The organism is Acidobacteriota bacterium, assembly GCA_028875725.1.
GTDB lineage: Bacteria > Acidobacteriota > Thermoanaerobaculia > Multivoradales > Multivoraceae > Multivorans.
Genome location: JAPPCR010000006.1, coordinates 919,091 through 940,789, shown reverse-complemented (window position 1 = coordinate 940,789; position 21,699 = coordinate 919,091). Strand labels below are relative to the sequence as shown.

Genomic DNA, 21,699 nt, shown 5'->3' with positions numbered 1-21,699 from the left:
GACGCACCGACCTTATCAGCGCACAGGAGACCGGGGCAGGGCCGGGGAACCGTGAAAGTAGGATGGCCGGATGCCGCCAACCGAATCCGCAACGGTCGCGCCGCCGCGACCGAAGCAGATCCTGGCGGCGGCCGCGATCGGCGTCGCGGCGGCACTGCTGGTCCTCAGGTGGACAGCGTCGGACCACCAGACCGCCGCCTCCGACAACGCAGCCCGCGGAGTCCCGGCTCCCCTGCCGTCCCGCCCGGAGCCCGAGCCGCCACCACCCCTGCCGCGCGAACTCAGCGATGCCCTCGACCTGATGGCCCAGGGAAGGCTCCGTGAAGCGCAGCACCTGATGCTTGGCTTCGACGCCAGTCCCGCCGCCACGGAGCTGCTGCCTGACCATCGCGAGACGATGGCCGCGATGCTGGAGCGCCTCAGGAACGACCCTGCCCTACTGGCCGCTCTGGAGTTCGAACGCGGCTTCGCGGATGCCGACCTCGACCGTCTGCGGCGCACCCTAGGCTCCCTGTCGCGCGATGGGATGATCGCCCTCAGGCGCGACCGGCAGGCATCCCGCTACATCGACGACGCGCGGCGGCTGACCGCGGAAGTCGACGCGATCGAGGGTCTGCTCGGCAGCGACCGTCTGGCGGCGCTCCGGCTGGCTCAGGACTTCGCCCGGCGCCACCCGCGATTCGCCGTCGGCCTCGCCTTCGAGGATCGCGCCGCCGAAGCGATCGAGGACACGGCCGGGCGGCTCATGGAGGCGAACCGCCTGGACGAGGCTCGAACGCTGCTGCTCGAACTCAGATCGCTCCGCGGCGACGCGGCAAGGGAGGCCGGTTCCGTCGATGCCAGGCTGGCTTCCATCGAATCCGTCTTCCGGCGCCGGAGCGACCTGGACGCCGCGATCCGCGAGATCGAGGTGCTGGGCCGGGAACGACCGCACGAGGCGCTTGAGGTTCTGGCCGCCATGGAGCGGACGCCTGAGAACCGTCGCCGTCTGGCCCAGGTTGAATCCACCCTCAAGTTCCTGCTGGACGATCTCGACCAGCGAAGCCCCGCCGTCGAGATACTGGCCGCGAACGGTTCGAGACTGGATCAGGTCGAGTACGACCGTCGTGAGGATCTGGTGCTGCGGGTTCGTGCCCGGGACGATTACGAGGTGGTTTCGGTGCGCTTCTTCTGGCGCTGGTTCGACCGCGGAGGGGAAGGCGACATCGTCGAAGCGGTACTCAGATCGGTCGACCCTGAGCCGTCGCCCGCCACGGACGGCGCGGGCAACGGGAGAACCGCCGAGATCGCCTTCGAGGCGACGTTAACGCAAGCCGAGCACGGCGGCCGCAGCCTTCAGTTCTGGGCCGAGGCGACCGACCGTGGCGGCCGCATCGCGAGGAGTGCCGACCCGCCGGATCAGCTCGCACCCGCGCGGCGCGGGTTCCTGCAGCGTCTCGGCCTTCGGCGCCAATGACTTGTCACGCTCGTGAAATCACTGACTACCAAACACTTACAGGCACGAGGGGCACTGGTATGATGACCACCGTGGCGAACGGTACAAGCGCCCCGAACAACGTCGGCGATTCACCCGCTGAGCCGGCGATACCCCAACACCACGTCGAGACGACGAACCGGGACTTCCGCAGCCTCGGACTGAACCCGGAGATCCTGGAGGTACTCGCCGGGATCGGCTTCGAACATCCGACGCCGATCCAAGCCGACGTGATCCCCGATGCGCTCGCCGGCAAGGACCTGATCGGCCTGGCCGAAACCGGCTCCGGCAAGACGGCCGCGTTCGTCCTGCCGATCATCCAGCGGCTCGGCCGGGGCAAGGGCGTGCGCGCGCTCGTCGTCTGTCCCACGCGCGAGATCGCCCTGCAGACCAAGGCCTTCCTCGACGTCTTCCGCAAGAGCCCGCTGCGAGTCAACTCAGCCTGCCTGATCGGAGGCGTGAAGATCGGACCCCAGTTCGACCAGTTGCGCCAGGACCCCGACGTCCTGGTCGTAACGCCCGGGCGACTCCTGGACCACACCGAACGGGGCACGGTGAGCCTTCGCAACGTCGAGGAACTCGTGCTGGACGAAGCCGACCACATGCTCGACCTCGGCTTCATGCCCCAGGTGCAGCGGATCGTGACCCAGGTGCCCAGCCGGCGGCACACGATGCTGTTCTCGGCCACCATGCCGCCCCCAATCGAGCGCCTGGCCCAGCGCTACATGAACGACCCGCTCCGGATCGACCTCGCGCCCCGCGGCGCCGCTTCCGGAATCGAACACCGCCTCTACCTGGTCGACGAGAAGGACAAGAAGAGCTGCGCCCTGGCGCTGCTCGACTCGGTCCCCGGATCGACCCTCGTCTTCACCAAGCGCCGCTCCGACGCCGAGTGGCTGTGCCGGGTGCTGGAGCGAGGACGGCATAGCGTCGCCCGCATCCACTCGGACCGCTCGCAGAAGCACCGCGTCGACGCTCTCGAGAGTTTCCGCGCCGGTCGTCATCGCATCCTGGTGGCGACGAACATCGCCGCCCGCGGCATCGACGTTGTGGGCATCGAGCACATCCTGAACTACGACCTGCCTGACACGGCGGAGGACTACATCCATCGCGCCGGCCGCACCGCCCGCGGCGCCGCCGAAGGGGTCGTGTCGTCGATCGGTACCTGGCTCGACAAGCCGATCGTCCGCCAGATAGAGCTCGCGCTCGGTCATCCGCTGCCTCGTAGCGAAGTCGAGGGAGTGGCCCCCTACCGTGAAATGCGGTCGCTCAACGAACGACGCCGCCGCTCTCCCCTGCGCCGCTAGGAACGCCATGATCCCGATCCCGGATCTCCTGAACCGGGAGCCCTTTCTCGGCATCGACCGGGAGGCTCTGACGGACCTGCTGGGCCTCGCGATTCTCGGCCGGGAGATCGGCACCGAATTTCACGACCTGATGGCGGAGGCGGAGACGCCGCCGACCACCTGGCGGCCGGAGTTCTTCGAGCAGGACCTGTTCGTCGACCGCCTGATCGCGGAGAGCTTCGAGATCGCGATGGACGGCGTCCGGTACCCGATCAACGAACGTTTCCTCCGGCGCGCGCTGTCCGCTACCCCGACCGATCTGCGGACCATCAAGTTCCGGCAGTCCATCCTGCGCGAGATGGACGAGAACGAAGAGATCCTGGCGTCAGCCAAACGGCTCTACCGCGAGTTGTTCGCCCTGCTGTCGCTTCACCGGACGCCCCGCTACCACCGCATCGTCGACACCGCCGCCCACAACCTGGACATCCTGAAGCAGAGCCGCCTCGTCATCGACCTGATGCACGACAGGTTCGAATCCGCCCGCTCAGGCCTCAGACGCCTCCACGAGGGGGCAGCCGCGATCCACGAAACGGAGGAGTACAGGACCCTCGCCGCGCTGCTGGACTACGAGGACCAGCTCGCCCAACTGAACCTCGACATCACCCTGGGCGGCGACGGCAGGATCCGCCGGGTCGACGTGCGGTCTCTCGACGAGTGCAGCGACAACCCCTTCTGGACAGGACCGATCAAGCGCTTCCTGGACCGGCTGCGGCTCGGGATCGGCGGCTACTCGATGACGAACCGGGAACTCTTGAACCGCGTGATCGAGCGGGTCTACGTCTCCCTGTCCCCGGCCCTGATCCCGCTGATCCAGATGCTTGGCCAACTGGAGCTCTACCTCGCGGTGCGCGCGCTGAGAGACCGCGCCGCGGGACGCGGCCTCGCGATGTGCATCCCCGAGATCCTGCCCGACCACGACACCCGTCCCGGGTTCGTCTGCGAGGACCTGTGGAACCCTCTGCTGCTGCACCAGGAGCAGACGCCCGTCCCCTGCACCGTGAGCACCACCGGCAGCGTGCCGATCACGGTGGTGACCGGGCCCAACTCGGGCGGCAAGACGCGGCTGATTCAGGCCATCGCGCTGGCGCAGCTGCTCGCCCAGTCAGGCCTCTACGCACCGTGCGCCCGGGGCCGCCTACGGGTGCAGAACGGGCTCTTCGTCTCCCTGATCGAACGGGAGAGCGCGGACCAGGTGGAGGGCCGCCTGGGCCGGGAACTCGTGCGCATCCGGACCCTGTTCGAGGAGATGGAGCACGGCTCGATGGTCATCCTCGACGAACTCTGCTCGGGCACCAACCCGTCGGAGGGCATCGAAGTCTTCACGCTGGTCCTGCAGCTCCTCCGGCGTGTCGATCCGGTGGCCTACGTCACGACCCACTTCCTCGACCACGCCCGGTCCCTGGAGGAGAACCACCACGAGCTGGGCCTGGAGTTCCTCCAGGTGGAACTCGACGACGCCCGCCGGAGCACCTACCAGTTCAACGGCGGCGTCGCCAGGACTTCTCTCGCCGCACTCACCGCCGAACGCCTCGGCGTCACCTTCGAGAACCTGTCGACGGCCGTCGACAGCCGGCGGACGAAGGCGAGCTAGCGCTCCTCTAGTACGGCACGCCGGTCGCCCGGCAGACGAACCGCATCAGGGGCGAAGCGGAGACGCAGAGTGCCGTGAACTCGTCCAGGAAGCCGGCGCGAAGCAGGCGCGTCTGGTTGAGACGCGCCACGGCCATGAAGGACTTTCGCTTGATGTCGTCGATTCGGGGATGTTCCGCGTCGAACCCTCGCGGCGCCCGCTTCAGACTCTCACCCCCCAACTCAAGCGCCCCGCCGAGCCCCGGCTTCGACGTGACCTCGGCCCAACCGGCTCCGTCCTCCGCGATCTGCCGCCGGATCGCCCGCAGCGCCTCCGGGTGCGGCCGCCACATGCCGCCGCCCATGAACACGCTGCCCGGTTCGATGTGGAGGTAGAAGCCGGGCGCGTGGGCGTCTCGATGCTGCTCGTGGCGGAAGTGGATGCCGATGTGGGTCTTGTAGGGCCGCTTGTCGCGAGAGAACCGCACGTCCCGGTGGATGCGGAACAGGGAACCGCCTACCTTCTTCGGCACCGCCAGAAAGTGGGTCGAGACCTCATCGATCCGGGTCCCGAAGTCGCTGATGAACTGCAGCGCCGGCTCGCGCACGACGTCTTCGTAACGCTCACCGTTGGCCTTGAACCAGTCGCGCTCGTTGTTCTCCGCGAGTTCGCGCAGAAAGGCGAAGGTCTGTCTCGAAAACGGGTTCTTCCATCGGTCCATCGTCGCCTGCTCCTCTGCCTTCGGGGCCGGATTCTCGCTGCGGAGCGAAGTGTATTCTCGGATGCTTCAACAAGGAGACCCGAATGGACATCTTCGTCGCCGAGCTGGTCGGCACCGCGCTCCTGATCATCCTGGGCGACGGCGTCGTGGCAAACGTCGTCCTCACACGGACCAAAGGCAACGACGGCGGCTGGATCGTGATCACGACCGGCTGGGGACTCGCCGTGGCGCTCGCCGTCTACTGCGTCGGCCGGATCAGCGGCGCGCACATCAACCCGGCCGTCAGCCTCGGCATGTGGTCGATCGGCGAACTCGAAACCGCCATGCTGCCGACCTACATCGGCGCGCAGTTGCTGGGCGCCTTCGCCGGCGCGGTCGTCGTCTACTTCACCTACCGGCCCCACTGGGCGGTCACGAGCGATCAGGCGGCGAAGCTCGGGGTCTTCTGCACCGCTCCGGCGATTCCCCGGCGCCGGGGCGCGAACTTCGTGACCGAGGTGGTCGGCACCGCCGTCCTGGTCTTCGGCGTGCTGGCGATCGCCGCCAACGCCTCCGAACTCGCCGGCGAGATCGACCTGTCGGCGGTGTTCGCCACGGGCATCAACCCCCTCCTCGTCGGCTTCCTGGTCTGGGGAATCGGACTGTCGCTCGGCGGCCCCACCGGCTACGCGATCAACCCGGCGCGCGATCTGGGCCCCCGCATCGCGCACGCGGTGCTGCCGATCCCCGGCAAGGGCGGTTCGGAATGGGGCTACGCCTGGGTGCCGGTGCTGGGGCCGCTGGCCGGCGGTGTCCTCGGCGCGCTGGCCTTCCAGGGTCTCGGCTGGTAGGCGAAGCCGAACATGGTCTACGTCCTCGCCCTCGACCAGGGCACCACGTCCAGCCGCTCCATTCTGTTCGAGCGCCAGGGAACCGCCGCCGCCTCCGCGCAGGAGGAGTTCCCGCAGCTCTACCCCTCGCCCGGTCACGTCGAACACGATCCCGAGGCGATCTGGAACACGCAACTCGAAACGGCGCGCGCCGCCATCCGGAAGGCCGGCGCGGACGCCTCGAACATCGCCGCCATCGGCATCGCCAACCAGCGCGAGACGGTCGTGCTCTGGGAGCGCGACAGCGGCAAACCGGTCGACAACGCGATCGTCTGGCAGAGCCGCATCACCGCGCCGTTGTGCGAAGAGTTGAAGCAGCAGGGGCACGAGGAGCTGTTCCGCGCCAGGACCGGACTCGTGCTCGACCCTTACTTCTCCGGCACGAAGATCGCCCATCTACTGGAGAAGCACGAACTCCACGCGCGGGCGGAACGGGGCGAGATCCTGGCCGGAACGATCGACAGCTTCCTTCTCTGGCGGCTGACCGGCGGCAGGGTTCACGCCACCGACGCGAGCAACGCTTCGCGCACCCTGCTGTTCGACATCCACAGGTTGGACTGGGACGACGAGCTGCTCGGCATCCTGCGGGTGCCGCGCGCCATGCTGCCCGAGGTCCGCGATTCGAGCGGCGATTTCGGCCATACCGAGGCAGGTCTGTTCGGTCGTTCGATCCAGGTCGCCGGCATTGCGGGAGACCAGCAGGCGGCGACTTTCGGGCAGGCCTGTTTCGAACGGGGCATGGTGAAGAACACCTATGGAACGGGTTGTTTCATCCTGATGAACACGGGCAACCGGGCGGTGACATCGGAGAACGGCCTGCTCTCCACCGTCGGCTGGGTGCTCGGCGGGCGCCCCACCTACTGCCTGGAGGGTTCCGTCTTCGTCGGCGGCGCCGCGGTCCAGTGGCTGCGCGACGGTCTCGGCCTGATCGAAAGGTCCGAGCAGGTCGAGGAACTCGCGGCGAGCGAGAAGGACAGCGGCGGCGTCTACCTGGTTCCCGCCTTCGTCGGCCTGGGCGCGCCCTACTGGGACCCTTACGCCCGGGGCCTCCTGATCGGCCTGGAGCGCTCGACCACCGCCGGCCACGTGGCCAGGGCCACGGTCGAGTCGATGGCCTACCAGAGCCTCGACGTCGTCCGCGCCATGGAGGCGGACGCCGGGTCGAGCATGAGCGGCCTGCGGGTCGACGGCGGCGCGGCGGTCAACGACGACCTGATGCAGTTCCAGGCCGACCTGCTGGGCACGCGCGTCCAGCGGCCGGTGGTCGCCGAGACCACGGCACTGGGCGCCGCCTACCTCGCGGGCCTCGCGACCGGCGTCTGGTCCGACCAGGACGACGTGACCAGGAACTGGGCGCTCGACCGCGAGTTCGAGCCGGCGTCCTCGCGCACCGAGCAGGAGCGCCTGGCCGCCGGCTGGCGGCGCGCCGTCGAGAGATCCCGAGGCTGGGCCGAGCCCTGAGGCCTCCCTGCGGTACGCTCTCGCACCGCCAACACCCACCACGGATCCGGAGAACTCCATGACCGATGTAGCCGCCCGCCCCCGCCTCACCGTCGACATCGAAGCCGGCGTCGCCGACGTGCGTCTCGATCGCGCGGACAAGCTGAACGCGCTGGACGGCGCGATGTTCGACGCCCTGGGCAGCACCGCCCGCGAGCTGGCCGAAGATTCGTCCGTGCGCGCGGTGGTTCTCTCCGGGAACGGCCGCGCTTTCTGCGCCGGCCTCGACTTCGGCAGTTTCCGCGCCATGCAGCAGGACGCGGGGAGCACTTCGTCGTCGCGAGAACTCGTGCAGCGCACGGACGACAATCCCGCCAACCGCGCCCAGTTCGCGGCCTGGGGCTGGCACGCGATGCCCGTTCCCGTGATCGCGGCGATTCACGGCGTGGCTTACGGCGGCGGTTTCCAGATCGCGATAGGTGCCGACCTCCGCGTCGTCCATCCGGAAGCCAGGCTCTCGGTGCGCGAGATCGTGTGGGGTCTGATCCCCGACATGGCCGGCCCCCAGTTGCTGCGGCACCTGGTGCGCTCCGACATCGCCAAGGAGCTGACCTTCACCGGCCGCGTGATCAGCGGCGTCGAGGCCGCGGAACTCGGCCTCGTCACCCGCCTGTCCGAACAGCCGCTCGACGACGCCCTCGCCCTGGCGCGCGAGATTGCCGGCAACTCGCCACATGCGATCCGCGCCGCCAAGCAGGTGCTCGACACCGCCCCGAAGGTCAGCGTCCGCGAAGGGCTGGAAACCGAGGAGCGGCTGCAGGTCGGCCTGATCGGCTCACCGAATCAGGTCGAAGCGGTAACGGCGAACATGCAGAAGCGGACGCCCGACTTCGCCGACGTCGACTGAGGGCCGAGGGCGGCCGACGCCGGCCGCTACTCCAGGTGCCAACCGTGGCTGCCCTGGAGTAGCGCTCGCTGGGAATCGAAGGGCTCGCTACCGGCACCCGGCTCGATCCGCGCGTAGCTGCCGTCCGCCTCCAAACGCCGGCAGTTCGCCGTGTCGACCAGGTGCGGCGCCAGGATGTCCCGAAGCGCCGCCTGTCGCAGGTCCGGATCCAGGATCGGGCATAGCAGTTCGACGCGGCCGTTCAGGTTGCGAGGCATCAGGTCGGCGCTGCCGGTGAACAGCTCCTCGTCGCCGCCGTTCCGGAAGTAGTAAAGCCGCGAGTGCTCGAGGAACCGGCCGACGATCGAGGTCACCGAGATGTTCTCGGACAGGCCCGGCACGCCCGGACGCAGGCAGCAGATCCCACGCACCTGTAGCAGCACCTCGACTCCGGCCTGGGAGGCGCGGTAAAGCGCGTCGATGCACTCGCGGTCTACCAGCGAGTTCATCTTGAAGATCAGGCGACCGTCACCGCGCAACCGGTGGCCCTCGATCTCCCGGTCGATCCGCCGGATGAGTTCGCGGCGCATCTGGTGCGGCGCCACCAAGAGGCGTCTGTAGCGCTCTTCACGGGCGTATCCGGTGATCGCGTTGAACAGTTTGGCCACGTCCGAGGCGATCTCGGCGTCGTCGGTCAGCAGCCCGATGTCCGTGTAGATGCGGGCGGTCACCGGGTTGTAGTTGCCGCTCGCGAGGTGCGCGTAGGAGTGCAGCTTGCCCGCCTCCCGACGCACCACCAGGCACATCTTGGCGTGGGTCTTGAGTCCCATCACGCCGTACACGACATGAACGCCTGCGGCTTCCAGTGCCCGCGCCCAGCCGATGTTGTACTCCTCGTCGAAGCGCGCCTTCAACTCGACCAGGACCGAAACCTGCTTGCCCTTCTCGCGTGCCTCCATCAGCGCCTCGACTACCGGCGAGTTCGCTCCCACGCGGTACAGCGTCTGTTTGATCGCGATCACATCCGGGTCGGCCGCCGCCTCCTGAAGCAGCCGAACGACCGGGGAGAAGCTGTCGTACGGGTGATACAGGAGGTGATCACGCCGCCGGATTGCCTCGAAAAGGGACTCGTCGCTCCTGAGCGCTGCATGGCGCACGGGGCGGATTGTGCTGTCACGGAGTTCGGGCACGTCGAGGAACGCGATCTCGCTCAGGTCAGCCAGGCCGAGCGGCGATGGCAGCGTGTCGACCTGGAACCGTGCCAACCCCATGTTCCGCTCCAGGATCGCCCGAATGCGCTTCGGCATGTCCTCGCGTACCTCCAGGCGCACGACGGAACCGAAGTGCCTCTGCCCGACGACCTCGACGATCGCCGTCAGCAGATCGCCCGCCTCGTCCTCCTCCACCTCCAGGTCGGCGTCTCGCGTGACCCGGAAAGGGTAGGCGGCCGCAATCTTGAAGCCGGGGAAAAGCAGGTCGAGATTGGCTGCGATCAGCTCCTCGATCCACACGAACCTCCCCCGACCCGACTCCAGGCCGAGCTCGTCGCGGCTGCTGCCCGGCGCCCGCACCAGCCGCGGTAGTACCTGCGGCACCTTGACGCGGGCGAAGCGCTCACCGTGACTGCCGTCGTCAATGACCACCGCCAGATTCAGGCTCAGGTTCGAGACGTGAGGAAACGGATGGCTCGGGTCGAATGCCAGCGGCGTCAGGACCGGGAAGATGTCGCGCTTGAAGTACGCGCGCAGCTTGCGCTTCTTCTTGGCCGAGAGGGAGTCGTGGGAGACGATCTCGATCCCCGCTTCCTTCAGCTTGGGCAGCAGGTCGTCATGCCAGCAGGCATAGGCAAGCCGGCGTTCGCGCTCGAGATGGGAGCGGATGCCGACCAACTGCTCGGACGGCGTCATCCCGTCGGGCGGCGCCTCAAGCGCGCCCCGTTCGAGCTGCCGCACCAGGCCCGCGACGCGGACCATGAAGAACTCGTCCAGGTTGCTGCCGTAGATCGAGAGGAACTTGACCCGCTCGAGCAGCGGATGCCGGGAATCGCGCGCCTCCTCGAGAACCCGGCTGTTGAACTGGAGCCAGCTCAACTCCCGGTTGTTGTAGTGCTCGGGAAGACCGGGCTCGATGGCCGGCGCAAGCCGCCTGGGACGCGGGTCCGGCTCCGCCTCCACAGGATCGGCCGGCGCCGTCGCAGTCGACGGCTCCCTCAGATCCTCAGCGGCTGCAGTCTCCGGGTAGGCCACGGTAACCGCTGATTCTACACCGTTTCCGGCTTCCTCGGGTCACTCTGACGGGCGGCGTCTGACTACGACGAAGGTCACGTCGTCGGCGGGAACTCCCTGCGGGGAGAGCTCCTCCACCCAGCTCTCGAATTCGGCGACCGCTTCCTGAGCCGGGCGCTGGCCGACCTCGATCCATCGCTCGGCGATCGCCGGATAGCCCACCGGCTCGCCACTCGCATCCAGCATCTCGGGCAAGCCGTCGCTCATCAGGAGCGCCGCGTCGCCCGGTTCGAGTCGCACCCGATGGCGTTCGTACGACGCGACCGCCAGGGTGCCGAGCGGTACGCCGGCACTCATGATCTCCTCGATCTCTCCCGACGGACAGCGGCTGATCAGCACCGGCGGCATGCCCGCGGAAGCCAGGTCGAGGACCCCCTCCCGATAGCGCGCGAGCACCAGGGCCATCGCCCGGCGGCCCAGGTTCATCGAGCGGATCGTTGCCGTCGCATGGGACAGGAAGTCGGCAAGGTCGAGGCCCATGTCCGCCGACGCGAGCAGCGTCTTGACCACGGTCACCATGGTGCCAGCGCGCGCCCCGTGGCCGGTCGCGTCGCCGACCGCGATCGTGAGCGAACCGTCCTGCCGGGGCCGGCTGAAGTCGTAGTAGTCGCCACCGACCTCCGAGGCCGTGCGCAGGAACACGGCAATCTCGAGGTCGGGATGCTCGGGGAGGGCAGCGGGCAGCAGCGAGAGCTGGAACCTCCGCGCCTCCTCGAGTTCGCTGGTCTGCCGCTCGTTCTCCGCCTCCAGCAGGCGCCGGTCGACCTCCTGCTGACGCCGATACCGTTCCTGCTCGAGCAACTGGCGCCGGCTCTTCTCCTGGTCGCGCGCCATGCGGTTGAACGCTTCGCCCAGCTTGCCGACCTCGTCGCGGCCGCCGAGTCGCGCCCGCGCCGCCGCATCGCCGCGGGCCAGCCGGTCGACTTGCCTGGTCAGGTGACTCAGCCGGCGCGTGAGGCGATTCGCGAGAGGCGCCGCGGCAAGCAACGACAGACTCATCAGGCCGACGCCGACGCCCAGGTTGCGAAGCGATGCACTCCTCATTTCGGCGAGCGACGGGCCGATCGGACGCACGATGCCATAGATCAACTCGCCTTCCGCAGCGGCCTGCGTGGCGACGACCCATTCGCTCATGCCGTGGCACAGGTCGTCGTGCCCGGCAGCCAGCGCCTTGAGGAGGGGTTCGCCGCCGGCGCAGTGCACCTCCTCGAGAAGTTCCAGTTCCTCCGGCCCGGAAGTGTAGATCTCGCCCTCCGCGTCCAGTGCGAACGGAACCGCACCGCCGCCCCGAGGTATGCGGCGCAAGACGTTTCGCATCAGGTTTTCGGGCCGGATATCGGCTTCCAGGTGCCACACTACGTCGCCGTCCCGGTGAACGGGAGAAGAGACGGGTCCACCGAAGACCCGAGTGGCCCAGGCACGGCCTCTGCGCGCCCACTCGGCATCCCTCGTCCGGTCCCCTGCTTCTCCACGTTCCGCAGATCGTTCGCCCGGAGGGCCGCCGGCCGGGAGACGTTCCGGGTTGCCGCCTCGCGACCAGAGGAAGCGTCGGCCTTCGGTCGCCCGGAGCCCGCGCAGACGGCGGTCCCCTCCAGCGGGATCCGCGGCTGCTTCAACACCCGGTCCGGTTCCCGGTGGAGCCGCCGGGACGAGTTCGAGCGCATCCACGAAGTCCGCGCCATCGCCCATGTTGCTCAAGAGGAACTCCGCCAGAGCCTCCGGGTCGGCGTACTGGGGGTCGTCGAAGGGCAGCATCGTGCCAAGCCTCCGGACGTACCCCTGCAAGTCGTCCCTGGCACGGAACAGGCCGACCGATATCTGCCTCGTGACCTCCCGGGACTCCGCCTCGACCGCCGCACGAAATGCGTTCGCCGAAGAGATGTAGGAGTAGGCGACGATGCCGCCCAGCGGCAGCACCGCGAGCACCAGAAAAGCGAGAACCAGTTGACTACGGAGCCTCATCTTCAGTCCAACCTGTTTCGGCCCTGCGAGCTTCCCCGTCCGCCGAATCCCGCCCCGCCAGCTGCCGCACCCGTTTGCCGTCCTTGCGGCGACCGGAAAGAGAACTCACCACGCCGTGCAACGCCCGTACCTCGTGTTCCCTGAGTTCGGCGCGGTGGAGGATGCTCCTCAGGTTGCGAACCATGATGCCACGCTTCTCCGCCACTCGCAGGAAGCCCGAGGCGTCGAGCTCCTGCTCCAGGTGTTCGAAGAGGTTCACGAGCTGCGCCGAGGTGGCCGCCGAACGCTGGTCGGGCGGCGGCGTGGCGGCTCCGGACGCACCCTCGAACCACGCCCAGGCGACCAGCAGCACCGCCTGCGCCAGGTTGAGGGACGAGTACCCGGGGTTCAGCGGTATGTGGACGATGTGCGAGGCCAGAGCCACGTCGTCGTTGTCGAGACCGGCCCTTTCCGGACCGAACAGCACTCCCGAGCGCTGCCCTCGCGCCGCGCGCTCCCTGATCTCGAGGGCCAGTTCGCGAGGGTCGATCGCGGGCTTCAGCATGTCGCGGCGGCGAGCGGTCGTAGCGTAGACCCGGTGCAGGTCGGCGACCGCCTCGGCCGCGTTGTCGAACACCCGCGCCCGGTCGACCACCTCGCGCGACGCCCCGGTGGCCATCGCCTGCGCGCGCTCGTTCGGCCAGCCGTCGCGCGGCGAAACCAGTCGCAGCTCGGTCAGGCCGCAGTTCAGCATCGCCCGGGCCGCGGCGCCCACGTTCTCGCCCATCTGCGGACCGACCAGGACGATCACGGGCGCCGCTGCTTCCTCCCGACCTGCGTCTCGACCTGGCATCGCTTGGGTCCGGCTCCCGGCAGCCAGTCTACGCCGTCCACCGGCGCACCCTCGCTAGGCTAGGCGCGTGACTCCCGCCAACCTGGGGGATCGCCTGCCCGATGCCGCCGGGAAGGTCCCGCCCGACGTCATCCTGGAACGGTTCCTCGACTGGGTGGCCGGGCTCGGCTTCGAGCTGTTCCCGGCCCAGGAGGAAGCGTTGCTCGAAGTGATGGCGGGCCGCCACGTGGTCCTCGACACGCCGACCGGCTCGGGCAAGTCGCTGGTCGCGATGGCGATGCTGTGGAAGGGCCTGTGCGAGGGCAGGACCGGCTTCTACACGGCGCCGGTCAAGGCCCTGGCTTCCGAGCAGTTCTTCCGCATGTGCAACGAGTTCGGCGCCGAACGGGTGGGCATGCTGACCGGTGACGCCAGCATCAACTCGAAGGCGCCGATCGTCTGCTGCACCGCCGAGGTGCTGGCGAACATGGCGTTGCGGCAGGGCGCGGACCTTCCCGTCGACTACGTGGTGATGGACGAGTTCCACTTCTACGCGGACCCGGAACGCGGCGTGTCGTGGCAGGTGCCCCTGATCACGCTTCCCGACACGACCTTCCTCCTGATGTCGGCGACCCTCGGCAGCATGGCGCCGATCAGCGAGGCCCTGCAACGCGCGACCGGCCGCCGCGTGGCGCTCGTCAGCGGCAGGGATCGACCGGTGCCGCTCGAGTACGAGTACCGCGAGACGCCGCTGCACGTGACGATCGAGGAACTCGCGAAGGCCGGCCGGGCACCGATCTACGTGGTCAACTTCACCCAGCAGGACTGCGCGCGGCTGGCCCAGAGCCTGACCAGCCTGAGGCTCTGTTCGCGGGAGGAAAAGAAGGCGGTCTTCAGGGAGATCGGGAGCTTCCGTTTCGACACGGCCTATGGCAAGGAGATACGGCGCTTCCTCGGCTTCGGCATCGGCGTCCACCACGCGGGCCTGCTGCCGAAGTACCGGTTGCTGGTGGAGAAGCTCGCGCAGTCCGGGCTGCTCAAGGTGATCGCCGGCACGGACACGCTGGGCGTGGGCGTCAACGTGCCGATCCGTACGGTCCTGTTCAGCCAGCTCTGCAAGTTCGACGGCGAGAAGGACACGATCCTCACAGTGCGCGACTTCCAGCAGATCGCCGGTCGTGCCGGCCGCAAGGGCTTCGACGACCTCGGATGGGTGGTCTGCCAGGCGCCGGCGCACGAGGTCGAGAACCGCCGCCGGAGCCTGAAGGCGAAGGCCACGCCGCGCGGGCGCGGCCGCAGGCAGATCCGCAAGCGGTCAGCGCCGCGCGGCTTCGTGCCGTGGAACGAACGCACCTTCGAGCGGCTCACCACGAGCCGGCCCGAGACGCTGGAGTCCCGCTTCCGGCTCCGTCACGGCATGGTGTTCGACCTGATCCAGGCCGACGAGTCGGTCCGCAACGGCGGGAGCCACACGAACTTCGCCTCGCTGCGCCGGCTGATCGCCGCCTGCCACGAGCCCGCCGCAACCAGGGATCGCCTGATCGGACAGTCGGCGGAACTCGTGCGCGCGCTGCACCGCGGCGGCATCCTGCGGATGGCGGCGCGGCCGGACGGCGGCTACCGGGTCGAGGCCGACCGGGAACTGCAGATCGAGTTCTCGATGCACCAGAACCTGTCGCTCTATCTCGTCTCGACCCTGGAACTGCTCGACCAGGAAGATCCCGACTACGCCCTGGACCTGCTCAGCCTGGTCGAAGCGATCCTGGAGGACCCCGGGATCGTGCTCCGCCGCCAGGCGGCCAAGTTGAGGCACGAACTCGCCGCGCGGCTCAAGGCGAAACGGGTGCCGTTCGAGGAACGGATGGAGCGACTGCGGGAGGTCACCCATCCGCGCCCCCTGACGGACCTCATCGAACCGACCTTCGACGAGTTCCGGCGTTCCCACCCCTGGGTGCGCGGCGACTCGATCCGGCCGAAGCGCGTCGGCCGCGAGATCTACGAGGACTTCCTGAGCTTCGACGAATTCATCAGACGCTACGACCTGCAGCGTTCCGAGGGCGTCGTTCTCCGCTATCTGAGCCGGCTGTTCAAGGTCCTGAGCCGCGGCGTTCCGGACCGGTTCAAGACGGACGCCGTGTTCGACCAGCTCGGCTACTTCCACGACCTCCTCACCCGCGTCGACAGCAGCCTGCTGAGCGAGTGGGAGAGGTTGTGGTCGCTTGAAGACGAAGCCGGCGGCGGGTAACCGTCAGCGGCTCCGGCCGACGCCCAGCTTGGGACACCACTCCTCGACCGGACAGCGCGAGCACCACGGGCTCACCGGCAGGCACAGCTTCTGGCCGAAACTCACGAGGGTCTTGTTGAGGCCGATCCACTGGCCGCGCGGCAGTTTCGTCCGCAACGCCATCTCCGTTTCGAACGGGGTCTTCGTGTCGACGTAGCCCCAGAGGTTCGTGATCCGGTGCACGTGGGTGTCGACGCAGATGCCGGGCCGCCGAAACCCCTCGGTGACGACCAGGTTCGCCGTCTTGCGGCCGACGCCGGGGAGTTCGACCAGCTCCTCGACCGTCCGGGGCACCTCGCCGCCGAACCGCTCGCGCAGTACGCTCATCGCGAGCTTGAGGTTCTTCGCCTTCGTGCGGTAGAAGCCGACCGGGAAGATGAGCCGCTCCAGTTCCGGAAGCGACAGCGCCCCGATCTCTTCCGGCGTTGAAGCCGCGTCGAACAGCCGCCGCGTCGCCCCGGCGGTCGCCTCGTCCTTCGTTCTCGCGCTCAGGATCGTCGACACGAGCACCTTGAACGGATCGCGCTCGGTCTCCGCGATCAGCGTGACGATCGGCAGTTCCGAACCCTCCAGATGGCGCCGGATGCGACGAAGCATCGCCGCCAGGCGGCGGTTCGTCGGCGGCATCGGCGGCGCGGGCACGGCGACCGCGAGAATACCGCCGCTCGCCCCGGCTGTTACCTTGGCGTGATGAACGTAGGCCTGAGCGGCGCCTCGGGACTCATCGGCAGCGCCCTTGTCCGCAGCCTGGGGGCCGAAGGTCATCGCTGCCGGCGGCTAGTGCGTCGCACACCGTCGGACCCGGCTGAACTCGAGTGGCGGCCTGAACGCGGCCTGGTCGAATCGCCGGTGGCCGAGGGCCTCGACGCGCTGATCCATCTGGCGGGCGAGAACGTCGCCGCCGGCCGCTGGACCGCCGCGCGGAAACGCAGGATCCGCTCCTCGCGCGGCCCAGCCACCCGCCGGCTGGTCGAGTCGCTCGCCAGCCTTGAGCGACCGCCGGGCGTCTTCGTCTGCGCCTCGGCGGTCGGCTACTACGGCGACCGCGGCGGTGAAGTCCTGGACGAGGACTCGCCGCCTGGAAAGGGCTTCCTGGCCGCCGTCTGCCGGGACTGGGAAGTCGCCGCCCTGCGAGCGTCCGCGACCTGCGAGCGCGTGGTGATGCTGCGGTTCGGGGTCGTGCTCTCTGCGCGCGGCGGCGCCCTGGCCAGGATGCTGCCGCCCTTCCGGCTCGGCCTGGGCGGGCGGCTCGGATCGGGGCGGCAGTACTTCCCCTGGATCCACATCGACGACGCGGTGGCCGCGATCCGGCACGTGATGAAGCGCAACTTCCGCGGCGCAGTCAACCTCGCCGCTCCGGAACAGGTCACGAATGCGGGCCTGACCTGGTCCCTGGCAAGAGCCCTGCGGCGTCGGGCCCCGGTGCCGGTGCCCTCCCTCGCCCTCCGCGGCGCCTTCGGAGAGATGGCGAAAGAGACCCTGCTCGCCAGCGCCCGCGTCGTGCCCAGGGTTCTGCAGGAAACCGGGTTCGAGTATCGCTTTCCGAAGCTCGAGGCGGCGCTGGCCCGCGAGTTGTCGCCCGACACGCCCGCGAGAACGTAGAATCCGGGAAGCGAAACGCAACCCGGCGTGTTGCGTATTCGTGAGTGCTGCCGGCAACCTCGATGCCGGCGCCAGGACAGAGCCGGCAGCGAGTGGAGCCCCTCCTCCGAGTCTCAGCCAACCCGGCGCAAGTAGACCCCGACCACCATGGCCTTCAAGCTCGAACGACGCGAGACGACCGGGTCGAAGTTTGCCCCCGGTTCCCTCCATCTCGGCGGCTCGCCGTACGAACTGGAGCCGGAGAGCAGGACCCCGCTGCGAGTCGCCGTCGTCGCGACGATCGCCTTCCACGCGCTGCTGTTCGTCATCAGCTTCCCCACCATGAGGCCGCGGGCACTCCAGGCCGCGCAGGCGCCGAAGGCATTCGTCGTCCAGGCCGTCCGCTTCAAGCCGCCGCCACCCGCGAAGGCGGAACCCATTCCGCAGCGCAGGACGAAGAAGATCCCGATTCCCGACCCGACCCCCGACGAGCCCGAACCACTGATCCGGGAAGAGGTCTTCGAGGCGCCGCAACTGGAGATCGACGGCATCGCCGATGTCCTGTTCGACCTCCCCGAATCCCCGTCGCCCGCCGGACCACCTGGAACCCTGTTCGTCGAAGGCGACGTTCTGCCTCCCAAGAAGACCTATGCTCCGCTTCCCAACTACACCGAGGAGGCCCGTCAGGCACGCATCCAGGGCGTCGTCATCCTCCAGGCTGTCGTCGACACCCTGGGCAACGTCGGCTACGTCAAGGTCCTCAAGGGCCTGCCGGAAGGCCTCACCGAGTCCGCCGTCCAGGTCGTCCAGGAATGGCGCTACGAACCCGCGACCCTGAACGGCGAACCGGTCCCGGTCTACATCAACCTGACCGTCAACTTCTCGCTGCAGTAAAGCGTCGCGGCCTGTTTGCCGGTGGCGCCTACTCGCTGCCGGACCCGGACTCCGTGCTCGCGCCCTGCCCCTTCTTCTCGTAGTACTCGTTCTCCAGCAGCCGGGCGCCGCGGAGGATGTTGCCCATCGCGTAGTTGCCTTCGTGGCAAGCGTACTCGTAGAGGAGGTCGTCGGTTCCCGGCCAGATGAGCTCACCGCTGTAGGGGGCGGCGTAGTCCGTGTCATGGACCGTGAAGCCATAGAGCAGGTCCTTGGCGCCATGGCGGCTGAAGCGCTCGATCACCTTCAGGCCGTCCCGCGGGTCGCTCTGGCTGTCGAGGAAGTTCGTCGTCTCGACGACCAGGGTGTCGCCTTCCCACCAGCCGATCGAGTCGCCGCCCATGGAGCGGTACTCGGCGGGCGGGTGCTCGGCGTTCAGGCGGACCACCTTCGCCCAGTGCATCCACTCGACCAGGATGACGACGTGGTCGTCCGTCTGGGTGATCGTCTTCAGGTTGTTGTACGGCAGTGAGCGGACCGGCGTGGTGGCGACGCTCGTGTAGATGCAGCGGTCACCGGGCGTCAGGGTCTCGGGGCCGTCGTATGGGTCGTCGCCGGCTTCGATCCACCAGGCATCGCCGGTGTTCCGGTAGAGGTAGGGGTTGACCGTCGCCCGCCGCGCCTTCCCCGCCTCGGTCAGCTCCGGCATGCGGCCATTGGGCGGGTCGGTGAGGACCGACGTCCGGTACTGGCCGTCGATCGGGTACGCCTGGTTGCCGAAGTCGAGCCAGAAGAAGTTGTAGCCGCCGACCGCGCCGGCCGCGCCCGCGGAGCCGTCGCCGCCCGGCGGCGGCGCCTCGCGGCCCGGGTCGCTGACGGCGTTGGCGGCGGCGTCGGCCGCGGCCATGCCCGCGGCGATCCGCTCCGCTTCCTCCGCGGTCATGAACTGCTTGTCGCCGAGGCGGGGATCGCGCTCGAAGGGCGTCAGGTTGGCGACGTCATAGTTGCCGGACAGGTCGGGCCGCCCGCTCGCGGTGCGCGGGATGTCGTCGTCACCGGCCGCGGCGACAGGCGCCGCGAGGAACGCGAGAAGCGTGGGGCAGGCGAAGGGAATGAGGACCTTTCGGGGAAGCGGCATGGCGGCTCTCCTTGCGGGGGAATTGGCTGCGCCGAGACTACCGCAGGTCCCTGCGTGTCAGCGCGGCGGCAGCCAGCCGCGGGGAGGCCGGAAGTAGACCTTGAAGTTCGCTTCGCGCCGCCGCTGCGAGGACTGGTTCTCGAACACGCCGTAGACGAAGGTGCCATGCTCGAGGCGGTGGATCACCGGGTTGCCCCGCCAACCGGCCTCGCCGATCTCGCACGGCTGGTCCGGCAGGCAGCTTCCGCGGCTCTGGAGGTCAGCGGCCTCGTACTGGAAGCCCACGAACCGCGCATCCGCGGGGAGGAAGATGCCCATGACCTGGCAGGACCGTTCGGGGTCGAGGATAGACAGCAACAGTTCCTGGACTTCGGTGCGCACCCCATCGGGCAGCAACCTCAGCACGTCGTTGCCGGTGGGTTCGGCGAGCGACCCGGCGTAGACCCGGAAGTCCGCGGGCAACGACGCTTCCACGATCTTCGCCACCCGCTCCATCCGTTCGGCGAGATCGGAGGCGCAGGCGACCGTTTCGGCCGTCCTCGGCGCCGCGGGCCAGTTGCTCGCCACCGACCACTCACCGGGCCCGCACTCCGGGCAGGCGCCGGCGCGCAGCAGCGTGCGGTTCGGCAGCAAACGGACCGCATCCGGCTCGGGCTCCGGTGCGGGTTCGGGCTCCTCGACCGCTGGACGCTCCTCGACAGGCGGGTCCGGCGCCGGCTGTTCCGCCACGGCCGCTGGCTGCGCGGCCGGTGTCTCCACCGGTGCGGACGTCTCCACGGGTGCGGGTGCCTGTTCACCCGGCTCAACTTCGGCCTCAGCCACGGCTGCTTGCGCCGGTTCCTCCACGGGTGCCTCCCGCGGCGCCGGCGGCTCGACGATCCGGGCGACGTTCTCCCGTCGCAGCCGGCGCTCCCGTTGCTCGGCACGACGCTCCGCCCGTCGCTGGGCCCGGGTGAGCGCGCGCGCGGAGCCGGCGCTTGCCGTCGTCGTCGCTACGCCGACGCTCGAGTAGCCGACGTTCATCGGCGCCCAGAAGGGGCCCGTGCGTTGGCGCGAGGTGAACCCGACCTCCGGCCGCTTTCCGTCCTCCAGCCTCAGGTAGGAGCTCACGATCATGAACCCCTCGCGCCGCAGTTCGACCTGCCACTCGCCTGCCGACAGGCCGCTGACTTCCGCCACGCCGGATGCGTCGGTCAGCAGCGGCGGCGGTCCGCCGGACCGATCGGACTCGGCCAGAAACGCCATGACCGTGACCCCGGGCAACGGCTGCCCGGCGTCATCCGTGACCAGCACCTGAAACCCGTTACTGCCGCTCCACTCCTGAGCCGCCGCGACCGCGGGAACGGCCGCGAGAATCACCGCCAGGGTCGAAAGGAGCCGGCTCGTCGTCATCCACTCGCCCCCGGCGGCGTCACGTTCTTCTCCGGAGGCTTGTCCGGCGGACGTCGACGATCGCGCCAGGTGCCGGTCATCAGCGTTAGCAGCCCCAGAATCAACTCGTCGACGAAGGGCAGCACGTCGGGGACGAACAGGTCGATGAGGAAGACGACCGCCAGAACGACGAACAACTGCGGGAAGCGCAGGCGGCCCAGGAAGGAGAACAGCGACGAGTCGCTGGGGCCGCGGCTCGGCGTCGTCTGATCGGCCATCAGTTCGGAGTCTATCTTCGGCGCGTTAACCTCCTTGCCGTGAACGAGCCGGTGATCGTCTACCCCGCGCTCGCGCTCGCCGGCTGCGTCGCCGGCGCCTTGAACGTGGTCGCGGGGGGCGGCTCGTTCCTCACGCTGCCGATCCTCATCTTCTTCGGTCTCCCTCCCGGCGTCGCCAACGGCACGAACCGGGTCGCCATCCTGCTGCAGAACGTCGTCGCCTCGTGGGGCTTCCACCGCCACGGCGTTCTCGACGGGCGGGCGATCCTGTGGGCGGCGCTGCCGGCCACTGCCGGCGCCGGGCTGGGCTCGTGGGCCGCTCTCATCATCAGCGACGACGCTTTCCGCCGGGTGCTCGCGGCGCTGATGGTCGTGGTTACGCTGTGGACTCTCTTCTCGCGGCGCAAAGAGCCGGACGAGCAGCCAGCGTCCCTGCGAGTCGGTCTGCTGGCGCTCGGCTTCTTCGGAGTCGGCGTCTACGGCGGCTTCGTGCAGGCCGGAGTCGGCTTCTTCATCCTCGCCGCGACCTCTCTCGCCGGCCTGGACCTGGTCCGAGGCAACGCCGTCAAGGTACTCAGCATCCTCTGCTTCACCGGCCTGTCGCTGCTGCTCTTCGCGCTCTCCGGCCGCGTCGACTGGGCCTTCGGCCTGGCGCTCGCGGTCGGGAACATGGCCGGCGGCTGGCTGGGCGTACGGCTCACCGTACTCAAGGGACACGCCTGGGTGCAGCGGGTCGTGACGGTGACCGTCATCCTGTTCGCGGTCCGCCTCTGGTTCGGCTAGCAGCCCGCGGGCCGCCCGGCGGCGCTA

At 68.8% G+C, this 21,699-nt stretch carries 18 protein-coding genes; 10 read left to right on the top strand and 8 right to left on the bottom strand.

The window, feature by feature from the left end; translation table 11 throughout:
* The first annotated feature begins 70 nt into the window (after positions 1–70).
* The 3 genes from OXI49_05895 (at position 71) to OXI49_05885 (ending at position 4,411) form a co-directional block, all read left to right on the top strand.
* Positions 71–1,456 (top strand): hypothetical protein, encoded by a 1,386-nt coding sequence (locus OXI49_05895; GenBank protein MDE2690029.1) that lies wholly within the window; start codon positions 71–73, stop codon positions 1,454–1,456.
* Positions 1,457–1,527: 71 nt separating this feature from the next.
* Positions 1,528–2,781, top strand: coding sequence for a DEAD/DEAH box helicase (locus OXI49_05890; GenBank protein ID MDE2690028.1), 1,254 nt, complete (start codon positions 1,528–1,530; stop codon positions 2,779–2,781).
* 7 nt (positions 2,782–2,788) lie between these two features.
* Complete coding sequence (locus tag OXI49_05885) at positions 2,789–4,411, top strand: DNA mismatch repair protein (GenBank protein ID MDE2690027.1); 1,623 nt, start codon at positions 2,789–2,791, stop codon at positions 4,409–4,411.
* Between the two features lie 7 nt (positions 4,412–4,418).
* Here OXI49_05885 and OXI49_05880 read toward each other — a convergent pair whose 3' ends face one another.
* Positions 4,419–5,111 (bottom strand): TIGR02453 family protein, encoded by a 693-nt coding sequence (locus tag OXI49_05880; GenBank protein ID MDE2690026.1) that lies wholly within the window; start codon positions 5,109–5,111, stop codon positions 4,419–4,421.
* An 83-nt stretch (positions 5,112–5,194) separates the two neighbouring features.
* Here OXI49_05880 and OXI49_05875 point away from each other — a divergent pair, with 83 nt between their 5' ends.
* From OXI49_05875 to OXI49_05865, 3 genes are read left to right on the top strand one after another with little or no spacing between them, the layout of a single operon-like run.
* Positions 5,195–5,941 carry an aquaporin family protein gene (locus tag OXI49_05875; GenBank protein MDE2690025.1) on the top strand — a complete coding sequence of 249 codons (747 nt, stop codon included), beginning with the start codon at positions 5,195–5,197 and terminating at the stop codon, positions 5,939–5,941.
* 12 nt (positions 5,942–5,953) lie between these two features.
* On the top strand, positions 5,954–7,441 hold the full coding sequence (glpK, locus tag OXI49_05870; protein MDE2690024.1) for a glycerol kinase GlpK: 1,488 nt from the start codon (positions 5,954–5,956) through the stop codon (positions 7,439–7,441).
* Between the two features lie 58 nt (positions 7,442–7,499).
* Positions 7,500–8,327: a crotonase/enoyl-CoA hydratase family protein gene (locus OXI49_05865; protein ID MDE2690023.1), complete on the top strand. Its 828-nt coding sequence runs from the start codon at positions 7,500–7,502 to the stop codon at positions 8,325–8,327.
* A 26-nt stretch (positions 8,328–8,353) separates the two neighbouring features.
* Here the strand turns inward: OXI49_05865 and ppk1 are convergent, their stop codons facing one another.
* From ppk1 to OXI49_05850, 3 genes are read right to left on the bottom strand one after another with little or no spacing between them, the layout of a single operon-like run.
* Entirely contained in the window at positions 8,354–10,552 is a 2,199-nt protein-coding gene (ppk1, locus tag OXI49_05860) for a polyphosphate kinase 1 (GenBank protein ID MDE2690022.1), read from the bottom strand.
* Between the two features lie 39 nt (positions 10,553–10,591).
* A complete protein-coding gene (locus OXI49_05855) occupies positions 10,592–12,553 on the bottom strand; it encodes a SpoIIE family protein phosphatase (protein MDE2690021.1) in 1,962 nt (653 codons plus the stop codon).
* A complete protein-coding gene (locus OXI49_05850; protein MDE2690020.1) occupies positions 12,540–13,385 on the bottom strand; it encodes an RNA methyltransferase in 846 nt (281 codons plus the stop codon). Before OXI49_05850 ends, OXI49_05855 begins: the two co-directional genes overlap by 14 nt.
* Positions 13,386–13,452: 67 nt before the next feature.
* Between OXI49_05850 and OXI49_05845 the strand changes: the two genes are divergently transcribed.
* Positions 13,453–15,609 (top strand): DUF3516 domain-containing protein, encoded by a 2,157-nt coding sequence (locus OXI49_05845; GenBank protein ID MDE2690019.1) that lies wholly within the window; start codon positions 13,453–13,455, stop codon positions 15,607–15,609.
* Positions 15,610–15,612: 3 nt separating this feature from the next.
* Here the strand turns inward: OXI49_05845 and OXI49_05840 are convergent, their stop codons facing one another.
* Positions 15,613–16,245, bottom strand: a complete 633-nt coding sequence (locus tag OXI49_05840) for an endonuclease III (protein MDE2690018.1) — start codon at positions 16,243–16,245, stop codon at positions 15,613–15,615.
* Positions 16,246–16,338: 93 nt separating this feature from the next.
* Between OXI49_05840 and OXI49_05835 the strand changes: the two genes are divergently transcribed.
* Positions 16,339–17,250 (top strand): TIGR01777 family oxidoreductase, encoded by a 912-nt coding sequence (locus OXI49_05835; protein ID MDE2690017.1) that lies wholly within the window; start codon positions 16,339–16,341, stop codon positions 17,248–17,250.
* 147 nt (positions 17,251–17,397) lie between these two features.
* Entirely contained in the window at positions 17,398–18,123 is a 726-nt protein-coding gene (locus tag OXI49_05830; GenBank protein MDE2690016.1) for an energy transducer TonB, read from the top strand.
* Between the two features lie 28 nt (positions 18,124–18,151).
* On the opposite strand, the gene OXI49_05825 is transcribed toward OXI49_05830, so the two are convergent.
* From OXI49_05825 to OXI49_05815, 3 genes are read right to left on the bottom strand one after another with little or no spacing between them, the layout of a single operon-like run.
* Positions 18,152–19,240, bottom strand: coding sequence for a hypothetical protein (locus tag OXI49_05825; GenBank protein MDE2690015.1), 1,089 nt, complete (start codon positions 19,238–19,240; stop codon positions 18,152–18,154).
* Positions 19,241–19,297: 57 nt separating this feature from the next.
* A complete protein-coding gene (locus OXI49_05820; GenBank protein MDE2690014.1) occupies positions 19,298–20,632 on the bottom strand; it encodes a carboxypeptidase-like regulatory domain-containing protein in 1,335 nt (444 codons plus the stop codon).
* A complete protein-coding gene (locus OXI49_05815; protein ID MDE2690013.1) occupies positions 20,629–20,889 on the bottom strand; it encodes a hypothetical protein in 261 nt (86 codons plus the stop codon). Before OXI49_05815 ends, OXI49_05820 begins: the two co-directional genes overlap by 4 nt.
* A 39-nt stretch (positions 20,890–20,928) precedes the next feature.
* Between OXI49_05815 and OXI49_05810 the strand changes: the two genes are divergently transcribed.
* The gene (locus tag OXI49_05810; protein ID MDE2690012.1) at positions 20,929–21,672 is read left to right on the top strand and encodes a sulfite exporter TauE/SafE family protein; all 744 of its coding nucleotides are present in this window, start codon (positions 20,929–20,931) and stop codon (positions 21,670–21,672) included.
* The last annotated feature ends 27 nt before the right edge of the window (positions 21,673–21,699 follow it).